The sequence below is a fragment of the Ramlibacter sp. genome (assembly GCF_036383835.1).
Classification (GTDB): Bacteria; Pseudomonadota; Gammaproteobacteria; order Burkholderiales; family Burkholderiaceae_C; genus Ramlibacter.
The window spans coordinates 1-16,649 of the sequence record NZ_DASVNN010000049.1; the positions used below are offsets into that span (position 1 = coordinate 1).

The 16,649-nt window shown below is 70.8% G+C and carries 14 protein-coding genes; 5 read left to right on the forward strand and 9 right to left on the reverse strand.

From position 1 onward, the window contains the following. Positions 1–342: 342 nt before the first annotated feature. From VF522_RS08210 to VF522_RS08220, 3 genes are read right to left on the reverse strand one after another with little or no spacing between them, the layout of a single operon-like run. The gene (locus VF522_RS08210; protein WP_330907750.1) at positions 343–1,320 is read right to left on the reverse strand and encodes a tripartite tricarboxylate transporter substrate binding protein; all 978 of its coding nucleotides are present in this window, start codon (positions 1,318–1,320) and stop codon (positions 343–345) included. 50 nt (positions 1,321–1,370) lie between these two features. Continuing rightward, positions 1,371–2,570: a CaiB/BaiF CoA-transferase family protein gene (locus VF522_RS08215; RefSeq protein ID WP_330907751.1), complete on the reverse strand. Its 1,200-nt coding sequence runs from the start codon at positions 2,568–2,570 to the stop codon at positions 1,371–1,373. After that, the gene (locus tag VF522_RS08220) at positions 2,563–3,513 is read right to left on the reverse strand and encodes a hydroxymethylglutaryl-CoA lyase (protein WP_330907752.1); all 951 of its coding nucleotides are present in this window, start codon (positions 3,511–3,513) and stop codon (positions 2,563–2,565) included. Before VF522_RS08220 ends, VF522_RS08215 begins: the two co-directional genes overlap by 8 nt. 74 nt (positions 3,514–3,587) lie before the next feature. Here VF522_RS08220 and VF522_RS08225 point away from each other — a divergent pair, with 74 nt between their 5' ends. Continuing rightward, positions 3,588–4,490: a LysR family transcriptional regulator gene (locus VF522_RS08225; protein ID WP_330907753.1), complete on the forward strand. Its 903-nt coding sequence runs from the start codon at positions 3,588–3,590 to the stop codon at positions 4,488–4,490. Beyond that, entirely contained in the window at positions 4,487–6,466 is a 1,980-nt protein-coding gene (locus VF522_RS08230) for an aconitase family protein (RefSeq protein ID WP_330907754.1), read from the forward strand. Before VF522_RS08225 ends, VF522_RS08230 begins: the two co-directional genes overlap by 4 nt. Before the next feature lie 197 nt (positions 6,467–6,663). On the opposite strand, the gene VF522_RS08235 is transcribed toward VF522_RS08230, so the two are convergent. From VF522_RS08235 to VF522_RS08260, 6 genes are all read right to left on the reverse strand, one after another. After that, complete coding sequence (locus tag VF522_RS08235; protein WP_330907755.1) at positions 6,664–7,635, reverse strand: tripartite tricarboxylate transporter substrate binding protein; 972 nt, start codon at positions 7,633–7,635, stop codon at positions 6,664–6,666. A 38-nt stretch (positions 7,636–7,673) separates the two neighbouring features. Further along, positions 7,674–8,642, reverse strand: coding sequence for a quinone oxidoreductase family protein (locus tag VF522_RS08240; RefSeq protein ID WP_330907756.1), 969 nt, complete (start codon positions 8,640–8,642; stop codon positions 7,674–7,676). A 1-nt stretch (position 8,643) separates the two neighbouring features. Further along, a complete protein-coding gene (locus tag VF522_RS08245) occupies positions 8,644–9,465 on the reverse strand; it encodes an enoyl-CoA hydratase (RefSeq protein ID WP_330907757.1) in 822 nt (273 codons plus the stop codon). A gap of 70 nt (positions 9,466–9,535) precedes the next feature. Next, positions 9,536–10,258 carry a D-Ala-D-Ala carboxypeptidase family metallohydrolase gene (locus tag VF522_RS08250; RefSeq protein WP_330907758.1) on the reverse strand — a complete coding sequence of 241 codons (723 nt, stop codon included), beginning with the start codon at positions 10,256–10,258 and terminating at the stop codon, positions 9,536–9,538. A 47-nt stretch (positions 10,259–10,305) separates the two neighbouring features. Continuing rightward, a complete protein-coding gene (locus VF522_RS08255; protein ID WP_330907759.1) occupies positions 10,306–12,381 on the reverse strand; it encodes a HAMP domain-containing sensor histidine kinase in 2,076 nt (691 codons plus the stop codon). Further along, positions 12,378–13,100: a response regulator transcription factor gene (locus VF522_RS08260; RefSeq protein WP_330907760.1), complete on the reverse strand. Its 723-nt coding sequence runs from the start codon at positions 13,098–13,100 to the stop codon at positions 12,378–12,380. Before VF522_RS08260 ends, VF522_RS08255 begins: the two co-directional genes overlap by 4 nt. 144 nt (positions 13,101–13,244) lie before the next feature. Here VF522_RS08260 and VF522_RS08265 point away from each other — a divergent pair, with 144 nt between their 5' ends. From VF522_RS08265 to VF522_RS08275, 3 genes are all read left to right on the forward strand, one after another. Further along, entirely contained in the window at positions 13,245–13,886 is a 642-nt protein-coding gene (locus tag VF522_RS08265; RefSeq protein ID WP_330907761.1) for a hypothetical protein, read from the forward strand. Between the two features lie 130 nt (positions 13,887–14,016). Continuing rightward, the gene (locus VF522_RS08270; RefSeq protein ID WP_330907824.1) at positions 14,017–15,186 is read left to right on the forward strand and encodes an SPFH domain-containing protein; all 1,170 of its coding nucleotides are present in this window, start codon (positions 14,017–14,019) and stop codon (positions 15,184–15,186) included. A gap of 1 nt (position 15,187) precedes the next feature. Continuing rightward, positions 15,188–16,633, forward strand: a complete 1,446-nt coding sequence (locus tag VF522_RS08275; RefSeq protein ID WP_330907762.1) for a hypothetical protein — start codon at positions 15,188–15,190, stop codon at positions 16,631–16,633. Positions 16,634–16,649: the final 16 nt, after the last annotated feature.

The window sequence follows — 16,649 nt, forward strand, 5'->3', positions numbered from 1 at the left end:
CCGCCTGCCCGGTCCTCGCAGGCGCCATGCCTTCATGCGCGACCCCGGCCCCGCCCGCACGGGGGCTGGCAGCAGGGCAGGGCGGTGGCGCATCGATCGTTGCCATCTCCACGGCGATGGGTCTGGCGTAGGGTGGGCAAGCTCGCTTGCCCACCATTTCCCGTGGGCCGTCATGGTGGGCAAGCAAAGCTTGCCCACCCTACAGGGGGCATGACTTGCTTGATCAAGTACACCGCGCGCCGCCTGACGCGACGCGCCCCGATGCCCAAAAGCGGGAAGCGGCGCAACAGCGCCGCTTCAAGGAAGCCCTGGGTCCCCGCCTGCGCGGGGATGACCGTGGCTTTACTGCGGTTCCAGCCCGATCTTCTTCACCGTCGCCGCGTACTTGGCCATCTCGCTGCGGAAGGCCGCCTGCGCTCCTTCGACCGTGCTGATGTGGATCGAGTTGCCCTGCTTGGCCATCGTCTCCTTCACCGCCGGATCGTTGAAGGCGGCCACCACGGCTTCGTGCGTCTTCTTCACGAGCGCGGGGCTCATGCCCTTGGGGCCGATCACCGCAAACCAGGCTTCCACCGCGAAGTCCTTCAGGCCCTGTTCGGCGAAGGTCGGGATCTCGGGCGCGGCCGGCGTGCGCTGCGGCGCCAGCATGCCGATGGCCTTCAGCGCGCCGCTCTTGATGTGCGCCTGCACGCTGGGCATCGCCGCGACCGCGAAATCGATCTGGCCGCTCAAGAGGTCCGTCACCATCGGGCCGACGCCCTTGTAGGGGATGTGGCGCGCCTTGGTGCCCGTGGCATCCAGGTAGATCTCGGCGGCCAGGTGCAGGATGGTGCCGTTGCCGCCGGAGCCGAAGTTCAGCTCGCCCGGCTTGGCCTTGAGCGCCGCGATGAACTCGCGGCTGTTGGTCGCGTGCACCTTGTTCGGGTTGACGATCAGCACCATCGGCGTGGCGCCGACGACCGCGATCGGCGTGAAGTCGCCGGGCATGTCGAAAGGCAGCGACTTGATCACGCTGGGGAAGATGACGACGTTGTTCGACACCACCGACAGCGTGTTGCCGTCGGGCGCCGAGCGCGCCAGCGTCTGCAGGCCCACGATGCCGCTGGCGCCGGACTGGTTCTCGACGACGACGGAGGCGCCGAGCGCCTTGCCCAGCGCCGGCGCGGCGGCGCGGGTGATGGCGTCCACGCCGGAGCCGGTGGCGTTGGGCAGGACGAATCGGACGGTGCCGGCCTGGGCCAGGGCGGCGAAGGGCAGGCTGCTGGCAGCTGCGGCGAGGACGGCGCCCATGGCGGTGCGTCGCGTGATCTTCTGGGTCATGCTTGTCTCCGGAATCACAGGGGTTGAATGCTTTCGGCCGCCTTGTCGGTTCAGCTGACGACGGCCCTCCGTTGCAGATCATCGATCTGGGCGTGACTGTACCCTGCCGCGGCCAGCAGCTCGCGGCTGTGCTCGCCCAGCCTGGGCGGCTGCAGGCGTACGCCGAGGCGATTGCCGTCCATGGTGATCGGGAACAGGGTGGTCTTCACCTGCTGCCCTGCCTTGTCGCCGTCGGGCAGCGTGATGTCGGCCAGGCCGCCGGTGGCGAGCAGGTGCTCGTCGTCGAACAGGTCCTCGGGGCGGCGGATGGGTGCGAAGGGCAGGCCGGCCTGCTCCATCGCGGCCGCCAGATCGGTCGCGCTGCGGGTCGCGAGGCGCTCGCGGAGCGTCGCCAGCAGGCGGGGACGCTGCTGCACCCGCTGGTTGTTGGTTGCCAGTTCCGGCTCGGCTTCCAGGTCGGCGAAACCGAGGGCGCCGCAGAAAGTCTGCCACTGCGCGTCGCTCACGGCGGCCAGGAAGATCTGCTCGCCGTCCTTCACCGTGAACACGTCGTACACGGCCCAGGGGTTGTCACGCGCGGGCATGGGCGCCGGATGCTTGCCGGTCATCGCGTACTGCAGCATGTGCTGCCCCATGAGGAACACGTTGTTCTCGTAGAGCGCCGACTGCACCTCCATGCCGCGGCCGGTGATGCCGCGCTGGATCAGCGCACCCAGCGCGCCGATCGCGCCGAACAGGCCGCCCATGATGTCGTTGACGCTGGTGCCGGCGCGCAGCGGATCGCCGGGACGGCCCGTCATGTAGGCGAGGCCGCCCATCATCTGCACCACTTCGTCCAGCGCGGTGCGGTGGTCGTAGGGGCCGGGCAGGAAGCCCTTGTGGCTCACGTAGATCACGCGCGGGTCCTTCGCGCTCAGCGACGCGTAGTCCAGGCCGTACTTCTCCATCGTGCCCGGCTTGAAGTTCTCGGCCACCACGTCCGCGCTTTCGCACAGCCGCCGCGCGGCCTCCGCGCCTTCGGGCTGGTGCAGGTCGATGCCGATGCTCTTCTTGTTGCGGTTGAACATGGGGAAGAAGCCGGCGCCGGCGCCGAGCAGGCGCCGCGTGCGGTCGCCGTCCACCGGTTCCACCTTGATCACTTCGGCGCCCATGTCGGCCAGCACCATGCCGCAGGTGGGGCCCATCACCATGTGGGTGAATTCGACGACGCGCAAACCCTTCAGGGGCTGGGGAGCTTGGGTCTCAGGCATGGGCCGGCTCCTGCTTCATCGTCTTGGGCAGCCCGGCGCGCCAGACGCTGCCGTGCAGCGTCTCGCCTTCCAGCCAGCGCGCGACCTTGGCGCGCAGCGCGAGCAACCTGTCGAAATCCAGGCCGGTCTCGATGCCCATGCTGGCGAGCATGTAGTGCAGGTCTTCGGTGGCCACGTTGCCGCTGGCGCCGGGCGCATGCGGGCAGCCGCCGATGCCGCCGATCGATGCATCGAAACGCGCGATGCCCAGTTGCAGGCAGGCATAGATGTTGGCGAGGGCGAGGCCGCGCGTGTCGTGGAAGTGGCCGCAGACGAGCTTGTCGCCGGCGACCTTCAGCACGCGCTCGAACAGGCGCGACACCATGGCGGGATCGGCGTAGCCGACGGTGTCGGCGAGGCTCACCGATTCGACGCCGGCGTCGAGCACGGCCTGCACCAGCCGCACCACTTCGTCCGGGTCGACTTCGCCCTGGATCGTGCAGCCGAAGGCGGTGCTGATGCCCACCTCGATCTCGGTGCGGGCGCCGCTGGCATCCCGCGCGGCGCGCATGCGGACGATCTCGGCCAACACGTCGTCGGGCGCCTTGCGCAGGTTCGCCAGGCTGTGCGCGTGGCTCGCCGACAGCGGCACCAGCATCATCTCGGCGTTCATCTCCAGCGCGCGCTCGGCGCCTTTCATGTTGGGCACGAGCACGGTGGCGCGCAGGCCCGGCAGGGTCTGCGCGAACGCCAGCACCTCGGCGGTGTCGGCCAGTTGCGGCAGCAGCTTCGCGGGCACGAAGGAGCCGACCTCGATCTCGCGCTGGCCGGCGGCATGGGCGTCGCGGATCCACTCGAGCTTGGCGGGCGTGGGCACGACGGTCTGCACGCTCTGCAGGCCGTCGCGCAGGCCCATTTCGCGCACGACCACGCGGCGGGGAAGGGAAGGGGACATGGGGGACATGCGCGCGAGTTTAGAATTTCCGGTTGGAGCCGTAGGCTCAATTTCGGAACTCTGAAGTTCCAATTCGGAATATCTTGCGCGATCTCGACCTCACCACCCTGCGCCTGTTCGTCTCGGTCTGCGAGATGGGCAACATCGCGCGCGCCGGCGAGAAGGCCAGCATCGTCGGCTCGGCGATCAGCAAGCGGCTGGCCCAGCTGGAAGGCCAGGTCGGCACGCCGCTGCTGGTGCGCCGGCGGCATGGCGTGGTGCCGACGGCCGCCGGGCAGACGCTGCTCGAACATGCGCGCGCGATGCTCGATTCGGCCGCGCGCATCGAGCGCGACATGCAGGCCTACATCGAGGGCGGCCAGGGGCAGGTGCGCATCCTCGCTTCGGTCTCCGCGATGACGGAATCGCTGGCCGACGACGTCGCGGCCTTCCTGCGCCAGCCGCCGCATCGCAAGATCCGCGTCGACCTGGAGGAGCGCGTCAGCCCGGAGATCGTGCGCGGCGTGCGCGAGGGCCATGCGGCGCTGGGCGTGTGCTGGGACGCGGCCGACGTCGGCGCGCTGCAGTCGCAGCCCTATCGCCGGGACACGCTTTGCGTGGTCGTGCCGGCGAAGCACGCGCTTGCCGGCCGCCAGACGCTGCGCTTCGAGGACACGCTGGACTTCGAGCACGTCAGCCTGCCGGTGAACAGCGCCGTGCAGGTGATGCTGCAGCGGCAGGCCGCGCAGGCCGGCCGCACCCTGAGCCATCGCGTGGTGGTGACCAACTTCGAGGCGGCGCTGCGCGTGGTGCACGCCGGCCTCGCGATCAGCCTGGTGCCGCACGAAGTGGCCCGGGAGCCCGCGCGGGCCATGGGCCTGCGCCTCGTGCCGCTCGACGAGCCCTGGGCCGAGCGGCGTTTCATCCTCTGTTACCGCGACGCGGCGTCGCTCTCGCCGGCAGCGCAGCTGCTGCTGGAGCACCTCGCATCGCTTGCCCCGCCATGAACGACATCCTTTCCCTCGGTCCCGCGCCGCGCATCCTCTTCCTCTCGCAAGACGTGCCGGCGATGCACGAGCAACTGGCCGGCCGCCAGCTCACGCAGGCGCAGGCCGCGCCGCTGCGCGACGACGTCTCCACCGACGAGATCACGCCGGTGCGCATCATGTCGCACTACGACGAGCAGCTCGCGCGCTATCCCTATACCGGCTACACCTGCGAGGGCGAGCGGCCGGTCGCGGTGGGCGCGGTGCAGGCCGGCGGCTTCCAGGTGACCGTGGGCGGGCGCCGCTACGGCAAGGGCTCGTCGCGCGAGCACAGTCCGGCGGCGGAGAAGCTCGCCGGCATCCGCCTGGTGATCGCGGAGAGCTTCGAGCGCATCTACCGCCAGAACGCCGACAACATCGGCCTGTTCACGTCCACCGACTTCGGGCTGGTCGAGCGGATCCAGCGCGGCGAGGCGATACCGATCGAGGAGCTGGTGGCGGGGCGCGATGCGCTCGCGGCCGCGATCCTGCGCGCCGGCGGCCTGCTCGCCTTCGGCCAGGCGCACCTGCGCGAGGCGGTGCCCGCGAGCGCCGCGCAGGACGCGCGGCCGCTCTCCTTGTTCGAGAAGATCGTGCAGCGCCACCTGCTGCGCACGCCGGTCACTTCCGATGCGCCGCAGGCCGGCGAGGGCTGCTTCGTGCGCGCCGACTGGCGCTTCATCCACGAGTACTACACCGGCATGGCGGCGCACATGCTGCACGCGACGCTGGGTCGGCCCCTCGCGCTGCGCGACCAGGATTCGATCGTGGTCTTCGAGGACCACACCTCCTACATGGAGGAGAGCCCGGCGCATGCCGGCTCGCCGCTGCTGCCCAACATGCATCGCATGTGCGAGGCGCAGCGCGACTTCGTGAATGCGTACGGCCTGCGCAACCACCGCACGCTGACCGAGGACGAAGCGCGCGCGGACGACGGCGGCAATGTCGCCGGCATCTCGCACGCGATGATGGCGGAGCACTACGCGCTGCCGGGCCAGCTGGTGGCCGGCACCGATTCGCACACGCCGCACAGCGGCGCGCTCGGTTGCGTGGCCTTCGGTGTCGGCACCACCGACATGGCCAATGCCTTCGTGACCGGCGCGGTGCGCCTCACCATGCCGCAGGTGCTGCGCGTGGAGCTGGACGGCGTGCTGCCGCCGGGCGTGGCCGCCAAGGACATCGTGCTGCACCTGCTGCAACTCCCGGAGGTGAAGGCCGGCGGTGGCGTCGGCAAGGTGTTCGAGTTCGCCGGCCCCGTGCTGCGCGGGCTGTCCACCGACGAGCGCGCGACGCTCACCAACATGACGGCGGAACTCGGCGGCCTGACGGGCATCGTTGAGCCCGATGCGGAGACGGTGCGCTTCCTGAAGGAACGGCGCGGCGTTGCGTTCGCGCTCGAGCCCTGGATGAAGAGCGATGCCGGCGCGCGCTACAGCGAAGTGGTCCGCGTCGACTGCGGCGCGCTCTCGCCGATGGTCGCGCGGCCCGGCGATCCGGGCAACGGGCTGCCGCTGGATGCGCTCACGGAACGTGTCGCGATCGACATCGCCTACGGCGGCTCCTGCACCGCCGGCAAGCGCGAGGACTTCGACCAGTACCACGCGGTGCTGGCCTGGGGGCTGTCGCAGGGCCTGAAGGTGCCGCAGCACGTGCAGCTGTTCCTGCAGTACGGCACGACGGCGGTGCGCGACTACTGCATGGAGCGCGGCTACGACCGCACCTTCGCCGCCGCCGGCGCGCGCATCCTGCAGCCCTCCTGCGGCGCCTGCGCCAATTGCGGGCCGGGCTCGTCGTCGGAAACGGGGCAGGTGACGGTGAGCGCGATCAACCGCAACTTCCCGGGCCGCTCGGGGCCGGGACAGGTGTGGCTGGCGAGTCCGGCGACGGTAATGGCCAGTGCGCTGGCGGGGGAGCTGGTGTCGTTCGCGACCTTGCGGGCGCGCAGCGATGCACGCTAGGCCGCGGCGGGTCGCCGGGTCGTAGGGTGGGCAAGCTCGCTTGCCCACCGTCGTGGATGCACCAAGGCCGTCACGGTGGGCAAGCAAGGCTTGCCCACCCTACGGTTCGATCGGCGAGCCCGCGGTCGTCGAATAACAGGACTTCGGAAGACGGCACGCCGATCTCCCGCAGCACGTGCTCGGACGCCGGCGGAGCGTCACTCCGCCTTGGCGCCGGAATCCTTCGCCAGCTTGCCCCAGAAGCGCGACTCGTCCTTGAGGTAGTTGCCGAATTCGACGGGCGAGGACGACACCGAGACGTCGGTGCCCTCGCGCGCCAGCGCCGCCTTCACTTCGGGGCGCTGCATGGCCGTCATCGTTGCGTCGTAGAGCTTCTTCACGATCTCCGGCGAGGTGCCGGTCGGCACGAAGAAGCCGTACCAGAAGTCCATCCTGTAGTTGCCCAGCCCGGCTTCCTTCATCCCGGGCAGGTCCGGCACCAGCGGTGAGCGGTCGGGGCTGGAGACCGCCAGGCCCACCAGCCGGCCCGACTTGATGTGCGGCAGCACCGAAGGCGGCGTGGCGAAGGTGACCTGGGTGTCGCCGGCAATCACCGACTGCACCGAGGGCGCGCCGCCCTTGAAGGGGATCGGCGTGAGCTGCGTTCCGGCGAGCTGGTTGAAGTGCACGCCGCCAAGGTGCGGCGCGGAGCCCATGCCCGCATGCGCGAAGTTCATCTTGCCGGGGTTCTTCTTCGCCTGCTCGATCAGGTCGCCGATCGACTTGATGCCGGTCTGCGGGTTGGCGGCGATCACCAGCGGCGAGGCCGTCACCTTGGTCACCGGGATCAGGCTGTTGATGCCCGCCGCCCACTTGGCGTCGAGCGCCGGGTTGACGCTGATCGCGCTGGGGCTCGCGATCAGCAGCGTGTAGCCGTCGGCCGGCGCCTTGGCGACGAAGTCGGCGGCGATGCTGGAGCCGGCGCCGGGCTTGTTGTCGATGACGATCGGCTGGCCCAGTACGCGCGACAGCGCGTCGCCGACGGTGCGGCCCACGTAGTCGGCCGCGCCGCCGGGCGTGAAGCCGACCACCAGCTTGATCGGCTTGTCGGGCCAGGAAGTGCCTTGCGCCAGAGCGGCGCCGTGCAATCCGAAAGCCAGCATGCAGCCGGCCACCAGTGACTTCATCATCGCTTGTCTCCTTTGCTCTCTTGTTGGCTCGCGGCTCTTCAGGCCGCGATGACGATCTTGCCCACGTGCGCGCTGGCTTCCATGTGCGCGCGCGCGGCCGGCAACTGGTCGAAGGGGAACACCTTGTCGATCAGCGGCCGCAGCTTGCCGGAGCGCACCAGCGGCAGCATCTCGCTTTCGAACTGCGCCGTGGCGCGGGCCTTCTGTTCCGCGCTGGTCATCTTGTTCGACACGCCGAACAGCACCAGCCGCTTCGCGTGCAGCGCCTGCAGGTCGATGTCGGCCTTCAGCACGCCGTCGACATAGCCCACCGTCGCCAGCCGGCCTTCGAAAGCGAGGCAGCGCACGCACTCGGCGAATACCGTGCCGCCGACGTTGTTGACGACCACGTTCACGCCGGCGCCGCCGGTGGCGTCCATCACCTGCGCCTGGAAGTCGGGCGAGCGGGTGCAGATCCCGACGTCGAGGCCGAGCGCCTCGAGCTTGTCCAGCTTGTCGCGCGAGCCCGAGGTGCCGATCACCTTCGCGCCGATCGCCTTGGCGATCTGCAGGCAGGCGACGCCGACGCCGGAGGTGATGCCGGTGACCAGCAGCCAGCCGCCGGCCTTCAGGTTGCCCTGCAGCGTGAGCATGTCCTGCGCCACCATGTAGGTGGTCGCGAGGCTGCCCGCCTCTTCCCAGGACAGGTTCGCAGGCACGGTCATGGCATCGCCTTCGTTGACGACGACGTATTCCGCCATGCCGCCGGAGAAGCGTCCCATCACGCGGTCGCCCGTCTGGAAGCGGCGCACCTCGGCGCCGGCCTTCACCACTTCGCCGGCGGCCTCGATGCCCAGCGCCTTCGAGCTGCCCGCCTTGACGAGGCCGCCGATGATGAATTCACCGCGGTTGACGCCGGCGGCGCGCACGCGCACCAGCATCTGCCGCGGACCCGGCTCCGGCACGGGCTGCTCGCGCAGCTCCAGCTTCGCCTCGGTGTCCGTCACGTTCATCCACCATGCGCGCATTTCATTTCCCCCGGAACACCGGCTTGCGTTTGTCCATGAAGGCGCGGCGGCCCTCGGCGTAGTCTTCGCTGTTGAAGCAGTCGAGGATCAGCTGGCGGCACATCTCGCCGTCAAGATCGGCGTCGTCCTTCAGGATCTCCTGCATGATCCGCTTGCCGGCGTAGATGGTGAGCGGCGCGTTCTGGTCCATCGCCATCGTGTATTCGGCCAGCAGCTCCGGCAGCTTGTCGACGCTCGCGGTGCGCGTGACCAGGCCCAGCGACTTCGCTTCGGCCGCGTCGATGCGGCGGGCCGTGAAGAACAGGTCCTTGGCGGCGCCCACGCCCACCAGGTTCACCAGGTTCTTCAGCGCCGAGAGCCGGTAGCCCAGGCCCAGGCGCGCGGCGGGGATGCCGAACACGGCGTCGTCGGCGCAGATGCGGATGTCGCAGCTGATCGCCACGTTGACGCCGCCGCCGATGCAGTAGCCGCGGATGCTGGCGAGCGTCGGCTTGGCGCAGCGGTAGATGCTCATGAGCGCCTCTTCCGCCATCGCCTCGTACACCTTCACCGCTTCGCGGGCGGCGCGCATGTCCTCGAACTGCGAGATGTCGGCGCCGGAGACGAAGGCCTTGTCGCCCGCGCCGGAGAACACCACCAGGCGGATGCCGTCGTCCTTCTCGGCCTGCGCCAGCAGCGGCGGCACCGCCTGCCACATGTCGACCGACAGGGCGTTGTGCTTGGCCACGTTGTTGAAGCGGATGTGCAGGGTGGACCCTTCGGTCCAGGCCTGCATGCGTTCGGTGGGCGACTCGTAGCGGCCCGGGGACTGGCGTTCGGTCATGCGTGCTCCGTGTGGAGCGCGCAGTATGACCGCTGCCGGAAATAGCCGGCTTGGGGTGTTCCCGGCCGCCTCACTCCTGCAGGCAATAGCTGCTGCCGCGCTTGTGGCTGGCGCCCCAGGTGCGGTAGCCGGTGCGGTCGATGTGGATGCGGCCGGTGGGATAGCGGCTCACCCCCATGTTCCAGCCCTTGCCCTGCTGGCGCCAGAACGCGCACAGGCGCCGGCCCGTCTCGGCATCCAGCGGCGCGATGTCGATGGCGAACTGCTGGTGCGAGCTGCCGGGGGCGCCGCCGGCGCAGCGGTTCAGCCGCGGGTCGCGGTACGCGGACACCACTTCGACCGAGGACAGCACGTCCTGGTCGCGCAGCTCCCGCACCAGCAGCAGCACGTCGCGCACCATCGGCCACATGGCACTCGGCGGGATCTCGAAAGGCTCGGCCTTGCATTCCTTCCACATCGACGCGCTGCGCAGCAGCTGGTAGGTGGGCACGACGTCGGCCACCTTTTCGTAGGTGAGGAAGGATTCGAAGGCTTCGACGTCCGCCGCATGCCCGGCGCGCCACTGCGTGAACAGCACCGCGTCGCGCTCGATGTCCGACAGCTTCTCGGGCGTGGGCGGCGGCGCGGAAGGAGGCACGGGCGGCAGCGCCCGCTCGCTGGGTGCCGTGGGGGCCGTCGGTGCGGGCGGCGGCGGAGGCGCGGAAGGACGCGGGGTGCAGGCCACCAGCACCGAAGCGAACAGGACGGGAAGCGCCCGGAGCCCGCGGCTCCGCAGCCAGACGGCCGAAGACATGTGCCAAGACTAGCAAAGGCCCACGCGCCGCGGGGACCGCTGCAACCTCAGCCGTCGAGGGGGAAGGCGAGTTCGAAGCGCACGCCGTCGGCCGTGTTGATCGCCTGGACCATCCCGCCCATCTTGGCCATGTAGGTGCGCGCAACGAACAGGCCCTGGCCGCGCCGCTCGCCCTCGCCCGCTGCCGCGTCGCTCACGCCGTAGTCGAAGATGCGCTCGCGCTGCGCGTCGGGGATGTGCGGCCCGGCGTTGTGGATGCCGATCACGGCGGTGTTGCCGCGCTGCTCCAGGCTCAGCGTGATCGGGCTGCCGGGCGTGCGGTGGCGCTGCGCGTTGCGCAGGATGTGGGTGGCGACGTCCTCCAGCGAGAAGGCGTCGGCCCGCACCGTCAGCGGTGCATGGTGGCCGCTGTAGCGCACCTCTTCGATGCCGGCGAACTGCGCGTTGCCGGCGACTTCGCGCAGGAAGGTGTCGAGGTCCAGCGGCGCGAGCTCCAGCTGCGCGGCGGCCAGCGCTTCGCTCGGCGAGGCCTGGCCGTACAGCACGCGCACCGCCTGCTGCATGCGCTGCACGTAGCGGTGCGCGGGGTCCACCGGGTCGGGATGCAGCACCATCAGCGACTGCAGCGGCGACAGGATCTCGTGGCCCACCGCCTGCAGCATGTCGCGTTCGCGCTGGGCGCGCAGCTGCTCGCGCTGCACGTCGCTCTTCACCCGCTGCAGCAGGTCGGCCAGGCCGCCGGCCAGGATGCCCAGCTCGTCGCGGCCGCGCAGGTCCGACACATCCAGCTGGTCGATGCGGGCGCTGCCGGCGGCATCGTTCTGCACGTTGTGCGACACGGCCGCCGCCCGCCGCGTCAGCACCGCGATGCGGCGAATCAGGCCCACTTCGATCAGCAGCCAGGCCAGCACGATCGCGCCCAGCATGGAGGCGACGTACCACGACATGCGGGTGGCGATCACGCCCAGGCCGCGGTCGATGCCGCGCGCGTCGCCGGCCAGCTTCACGTCGAAGCTGCCGGTGGGCGTGACGATGGTCTCGCGCGCCTGCACCGGGCCGGGCCGCGCCGCCACCGGCAGCCGGTCGATCAGCCGAAGGATCAGCGGCGAGCTGCGTTCGCGTGCGTCGTCGCGGCCCTTGAGCACGATGGGCGTGGCGCGCAGGTCGTGCTGCTGCACGATGGTCAGCACGTCGCCGGGCTGCAGGCCCTTGGCGATCTCGTCCAGCGAGGCGGGCGCCACCGCGTCGGGCGCGTTGCTGTCGAAGAGCGGCGCGCCGTTGCCGGGCGCCAGCATCTGCAGGTGCACGCGGATGCGGTCGAGATCCACCGGCGGCCAGTCGGGGCGGCTGCGTCCCAGCGCCGATTCGCGGAAGGCCTCGACCGGCAGCCGGATGGAATAGAAGACGCGGCGCGGGCAGTCGGCCTGTTCGCCGCCTTCGGCGCAGGTGGCGCTTTGCCACAGGAAGCCGCGGAAACCGCGCAGCGGCTGCGCCTCCGGATCGAGCGCGGTCTCGCCGGCATGCGGATAGGCCACGAGCCGGCCGCGCACCAGCGGCTCGCCGCGCAGCGACAGCCGCTCGAATGGCGCGATCCAGGCCTTCAGCTCGCCGCGCATCTCGAGACGGATGCGCGCGCGGTGCACGCCTTCGAGGTCCGGGATGCCGGCCTCGCGGCTCACCAGGTCGCCGGCGCGGAAGCTGCCCACGAGGTACAGGAAACCGCCGGCGAAGGCGTTGTTGCCCACGGCCACGCACAGCGTGCTGCCGTCCGGCCAGCGCACCGGGCAGCCAGCCATCTCCACCGCCTGCTGCGCCTTGTTGGGATCGTCGAAATCGAGCGCCGCATAGGGCAGCACCAGCGGCCGCAGCGGCGCGACCTCGCCGGCGGTCCGCGGATTGAGCAGCGCCAGCAGGCCCGCCGGTTCGCGCAGCCGCGCCATCAGCTCGCCCTGGCGCTTGCGGAAGTCCTGCTCGTAGTTGCGGTAGCTGCGCTGCTTCTCGTCCTGCAGCAGCACCACGGCGAGCGCCAGCGTGGCCACGGCCAGCAGCAGGAACACGCCGCGGAACAGCAGGCGGCGGCGGAAGGACGCGAGCCCGAGCCGCGGCACTTCCGGCAGCTTCATGGCTTCGTCTTGCGCGCCGGCGCCGCGTCGGCCCAGCGGAAGCCGCGCATCGGCACGTTCTCGATCGCCTCGAAGCCGGGGTCGGCCTCGCGGAAGGCGTCGCGGATGGTGCTCACGTGCTTGCGCACGTTGTCGCGGTTGCGGCCGCTCTTCACCACGTCGAACAACTCCTCGTACGAGACGACCTCGCCCTTGCGCTGGTACAGGGTGGCGAGGATGCGCTGCGCCGTCAGCGGCAGGTTGATGCGCTCGCCGCGCCAGGTCGGCGTGCGCTGCCACAGCGGGTCGAGCGCCAGCTCGCCGGCCTGCGCCGCCGCCTTCTCCTCGCGGCCGCCGCGCTCGCGCGCCACCCGCAGGATCTCGAGGAAGGTCTCGATGAAGTCGGCTTCCTCGAAAGTGGTCTTCTGCAGGTAGTCCCAGGCGTCCAGCGCCTTCATGATGCTGCGGTAGATCGCCGCGGGCATCGCCGACACCACCAGCACCGGCACCCCGGCGCGCCGCTTGTTGATCGCGTTGATCAGGGCCACGCCCGCATGGCGCTCGTGTCCCAGTTCGATATCGAGCAGCACGACGTCGTAGTCCTCGCGTTCCAGCGCGGCCTCGGCGCTGTCCCGGTCGAACCACTGGTCGATGGTGAGGTCCGGGCGCGCGGCGCGGATCCAGCCGGCCAGCTGGTTGCTGGTGGGGAGGTCGTCCTCGATGACGGCGACGCGGGTCATGCGCCGATTATGGGCGGGGGAGGGGCGCGGGCCCTGTGAAGATTTCTTCCGGGGCGTGAACGAAGTGGGGCGGCGGCCGCATTGTTCCCTCCCGGCGCCGTGCGAAGAATGGGATGCATCGTCAACCAACCCAGGAGAAGCACGATGCAAACCCGCCAGACCACCGCCCGCGCCCTGATCCGCTTCGCCCTCGTGGCCGCCGCCACGACCGCGGCCGCCGCCCTGTGGGCGCAGAACCGCCCCGAGCAGGGCCTGCTGCTCGACGCCCAGACCTGGAACGAGGAGGTCTTGACCGCCAGCACCGGACCCTGGCCGGAGAACGGCTGGTACCGCATCGTGACCAGCGAGGACGGCGTCGAGGTGCGTTCGGTGAAGCCGTCCGACCGCGCCACCGCGCATGCCGATGCGCTGTTCTTCCGCATGAAGGGCACGACGCTGAAGACCGGCATGCGCCCGAGCTACCGCTACATGGAAGTGCTGCAGCAGCCGCGCGTGGGCCGCGACCACGAGATGTCGCTGGGCATGACGCGCTTTTCCATCCGCGTGGAGGAAGTGCCGGCCGGCGTGCAGTACGCGATCGGCTACGGCGGCCACACCTACGACTACATCCTCGGCCCGCAGGGCGCGTCGACCAGCGTGCGCGCCGTCGCCGACCTCGACGGCGATGCCAGGCCGGACTTCGTCGTCGACGTGAACGACGAGACCACCTTCCTGCTGCTGTCCACCCGCGCCCAGCCGGGCCCCAACCTGCCGACGGCCGAACTTCCGGCCAACGTCGGCTTCTGATCATCGCGAAGGAACAGAGGAGAAGAACATGCTGGCCCGCCTGAATGCCATCGTCCGCGCCATCCGCCTGGGCCTCGCCCGCAAGCTGCGGCGGCCCGCGCAGGGCGAACTGCTGTACGCCGAGGGCGCGATGCAGCGCGTGCTGCAGGCCCGCCGCGCGATCGGCGTGGCCGCCGTGGTCGGCGCCGCCGGCTGGGTGCTGCTGGCGCATCCGCCGGTGCAGAACGCCGGTCCCGGCGAGCTGGGCGTGCGCACCAACAACCTCACCGGCGAGGTCTACGCCTGGCGCGACGGCACCGCGCTGGTGGTGCCGGGGCTGCACGGCGTGCAGGTGTTCTCGCTGCGCGACCGCGTCTACAAGCCGCAGCAGATGGCGAATGCTGCGGGCCCGGCGCCGGTGCAGTCGGTCGAAGGGCTGTCGGTCGGCGTCGACCTGGTGGTGCGCTACGCGCTGAACCCGGCGCGCATCGCCGCGACCTCGCGCAACCTGCCGGGCAGCCTGGAGGCCGAGGTGGTCGAGCCCGCGGTGCAGGGCGTGGTCTACAAGGTGTTCGCGCGCTACACCGTGCGCGAGATCTTCTCGCTCAAGCGCCAGGAGATCCAGGAGGTGCTGGAGAACGAGCTGCGCGCCAAGCTGTCGCAGGACGGCGTGCTGCTGCGCGGCGTGCTGGTGGGCAAGGTGGACCTGCCCGCCGACTACAAGCGCGGCATGGAAGGCCTGCTGGCGGAGGAGCTCGAATCGCAGAAGATGCGCTACACGCTGGAGTTGAAGGACAAGCGCGTGAAGGAGACCGAGCTCGAAGCGTCGGCCGAGAAGGTGCGGCGCGAGGTGCGCGCCGAAGCGGCCGCGCGCGAGCAGGTGATCGCCGCCAGGGCGCAGGAAGAGGCGATGAAGCACGTGCTGCCCTTCAAGCAGCGCCAGGTCGAGCAGCGCCAGCTGGAGGCCGAGGCCGAGAAGCAGGCGCGGATGAAGGTGGCCGAAGGCAACGCGCAGGCGCGCCGCATCGAGGCGACCGGCGAGGCCGATGCGCGGCGCAAGCTGGCCGAGGCCGAAGCCTTCCGCATGGAGAAGGTGGGGCAGGCGAACGCGGAGCAGATGGCGCGCGAGGGTGCGCTCCTGAGCCGCCATCCGCTGCTGATCCAGAAGACGCTGGCCGACAAGCTGTCCGACAAGGTGCAGGTGATCATCGCGCCGCCGGGATCCGGCGGCGGCTTCCTGGCCGCGAACCTGCTGGGCGGCGGCGGCGCGGTGCGCGATCCCGGCCCGCAGCACGTGGCTGCGCCCGCGGCGGAGGATTGAGATGCTCACGGCCATCGTCACCGCGGCGGCTGCCGCGAGCTTCGGCAGCGCGATCGTCGCCACCGATGCGGCGGTGCTGCGCGCCTCGCCGCGCGACTCGGCGCCGCAGCAGGCGCAGCTCTGGCAAGGGGAGGTGCTGGAGGTGCGCGGGGAGCGGCTCGACTACCTGCAGGTGTGGGACCACGCCCGCGAGCGCGGCGGCTACGTCAGGGCCTCGCAGGTGCGGCGCACCGCGCTCACGGCGGGCGAGGCGCCGGACCTGCTGGCGATACTGCGCTTCCTGCGCGAGGCGCCCGGCGCGGAGTCGCTGGGCATCGGCGTCGCCGCGGCCTGGCTGCAGGCGGCGCCGGCGGAGGTTGTGCGCGGCGCGGCCGGCGCCGAAGTGCTGGAGATCCTCGGCTCCTTCGCGGAGCGGCTGGCGCAGCGCGCGTCGGCCGGCGCCGGCCATGGCCGCCAGCAGGCCTTGAGCGCGCACATGGAGGTGGCTTCGCGCTACGGCGTGAAGTTCGCCAGCTACGAGCGCGAAGGCAAGGTGCGCATCTGCTACGACGGCGAGGCTTTCCGCCGCGTGCTGGCTGGCGCGGCGACGCCAGAGCAGAAGGCGCGCGCGGCATTGGCGCTGACGCAGCCCGAGTGCGTCGACCCGGCGCTCACGCCGGCGAAGCGCCGCGCGGTCAACGAATGGCGCGCGCAGGTGCTCGACCGGGTGGAGACCACGTCGCTGCCGCCTTACGTGAAGAACCGCGTGGCGATGCGGCGGGCGGCGGTGTGGAGCACCGTGGCCTACGAGCAGGCGCGCTTCGGCGAGATCGCGCAAGCCCCGGCGGAGCGCGCGCTGGCGGAACTCGCCTCCGTGCAGCGCAGCGAGCTGGCGGAGGAAGACCAGGCCGCCTGGAACGACGCCGTCATCCGCGTGAACGCCTCGCGCTGGGCCGCGGTGCCGGCGGTGGCGCCGGTGCGCGATGCGCGTCCGGTCGTGATCACGCAGGCGGGCCAGCCGGGCGAGACCTGCGTGCTGCTGGTGGATGCGAAGCACGACGCCGCGAACCCGCTGGCGCGCCGCTGCACCTACGGGCTGGTGTGGCCGCAGTCGGCCAGCCTCAATCGCGAAGGCAACGCGCTCACGCTGGCGGTGCAGGCGATGGAGGCCTGGCGCGAGCTGTGGGTGTTCCGCCGCAAGGGGCGCGAGTGGACGCTCGACGTGTTGCCGCCGGCGTCGCTGCAGCCGGAGACGGGCTACGCGGAGTTCGCGGGGTGGGTGCCGGGCGGGCAGCAGGTGCTGGTGGCGCGGGAGGCGCGGGCGGAAGGACGGTGGCGGCGCAGTTTCGAGGTGGTGAGCCTGGAGTCGCTGGTGACGCAGAGGCAGTCGAACGAGGCGGGGGCGCTGGGGCCGTTCCAGCGGTGGAGCGATCCGGGGTGGAAGCGGATGTCGGTGTCGGTGCGCTGAATCGCTGGGGTTGCAC

What these genes read in the sequence shown, in the direction of transcription:
- VF522_RS08210 (WP_330907750.1), bottom strand. Translation starts at nt 1,320, where the DNA reads ATGACCCAGAAGATCACGCGACGCACCGCCATGGGCGCCGTCCTCGCC.
- VF522_RS08215 (WP_330907751.1), bottom strand. Translation starts at nt 2,570, where the DNA reads ATGCCTGAGACCCAAGCTCCCCAGCCCCTGAAGGGTTTGCGCGTCGTC.
- VF522_RS08220 (WP_330907752.1), bottom strand. Translation starts at nt 3,513, where the DNA reads ATGTCCCCCATGTCCCCTTCCCTTCCCCGCCGCGTGGTCGTGCGCGAA.
- VF522_RS08230 (WP_330907754.1), top strand. Translation starts at nt 4,487, where the DNA reads ATGAACGACATCCTTTCCCTCGGTCCCGCGCCGCGCATCCTCTTCCTC.
- VF522_RS08235 (WP_330907755.1), bottom strand. Translation starts at nt 7,635, where the DNA reads ATGATGAAGTCACTGGTGGCCGGCTGCATGCTGGCTTTCGGATTGCAC.
- VF522_RS08240 (WP_330907756.1), bottom strand. Translation starts at nt 8,642, where the DNA reads ATGCGCGCATGGTGGATGAACGTGACGGACACCGAGGCGAAGCTGGAG.
- VF522_RS08245 (WP_330907757.1), bottom strand. Translation starts at nt 9,465, where the DNA reads ATGACCGAACGCCAGTCCCCGGGCCGCTACGAGTCGCCCACCGAACGC.
- VF522_RS08250 (WP_330907758.1), bottom strand. Translation starts at nt 10,258, where the DNA reads ATGTCTTCGGCCGTCTGGCTGCGGAGCCGCGGGCTCCGGGCGCTTCCC.
- VF522_RS08255 (WP_330907759.1), bottom strand. Translation starts at nt 12,381, where the DNA reads ATGAAGCTGCCGGAAGTGCCGCGGCTCGGGCTCGCGTCCTTCCGCCGC.
- VF522_RS08260 (WP_330907760.1), bottom strand. Translation starts at nt 13,100, where the DNA reads ATGACCCGCGTCGCCGTCATCGAGGACGACCTCCCCACCAGCAACCAG.
- VF522_RS08265 (WP_330907761.1), top strand. Translation starts at nt 13,245, where the DNA reads ATGCAAACCCGCCAGACCACCGCCCGCGCCCTGATCCGCTTCGCCCTC.
- VF522_RS08270 (WP_330907824.1), top strand. Translation starts at nt 14,017, where the DNA reads ATGCAGCGCGTGCTGCAGGCCCGCCGCGCGATCGGCGTGGCCGCCGTG.
- VF522_RS08275 (WP_330907762.1), top strand. Translation starts at nt 15,188, where the DNA reads ATGCTCACGGCCATCGTCACCGCGGCGGCTGCCGCGAGCTTCGGCAGC.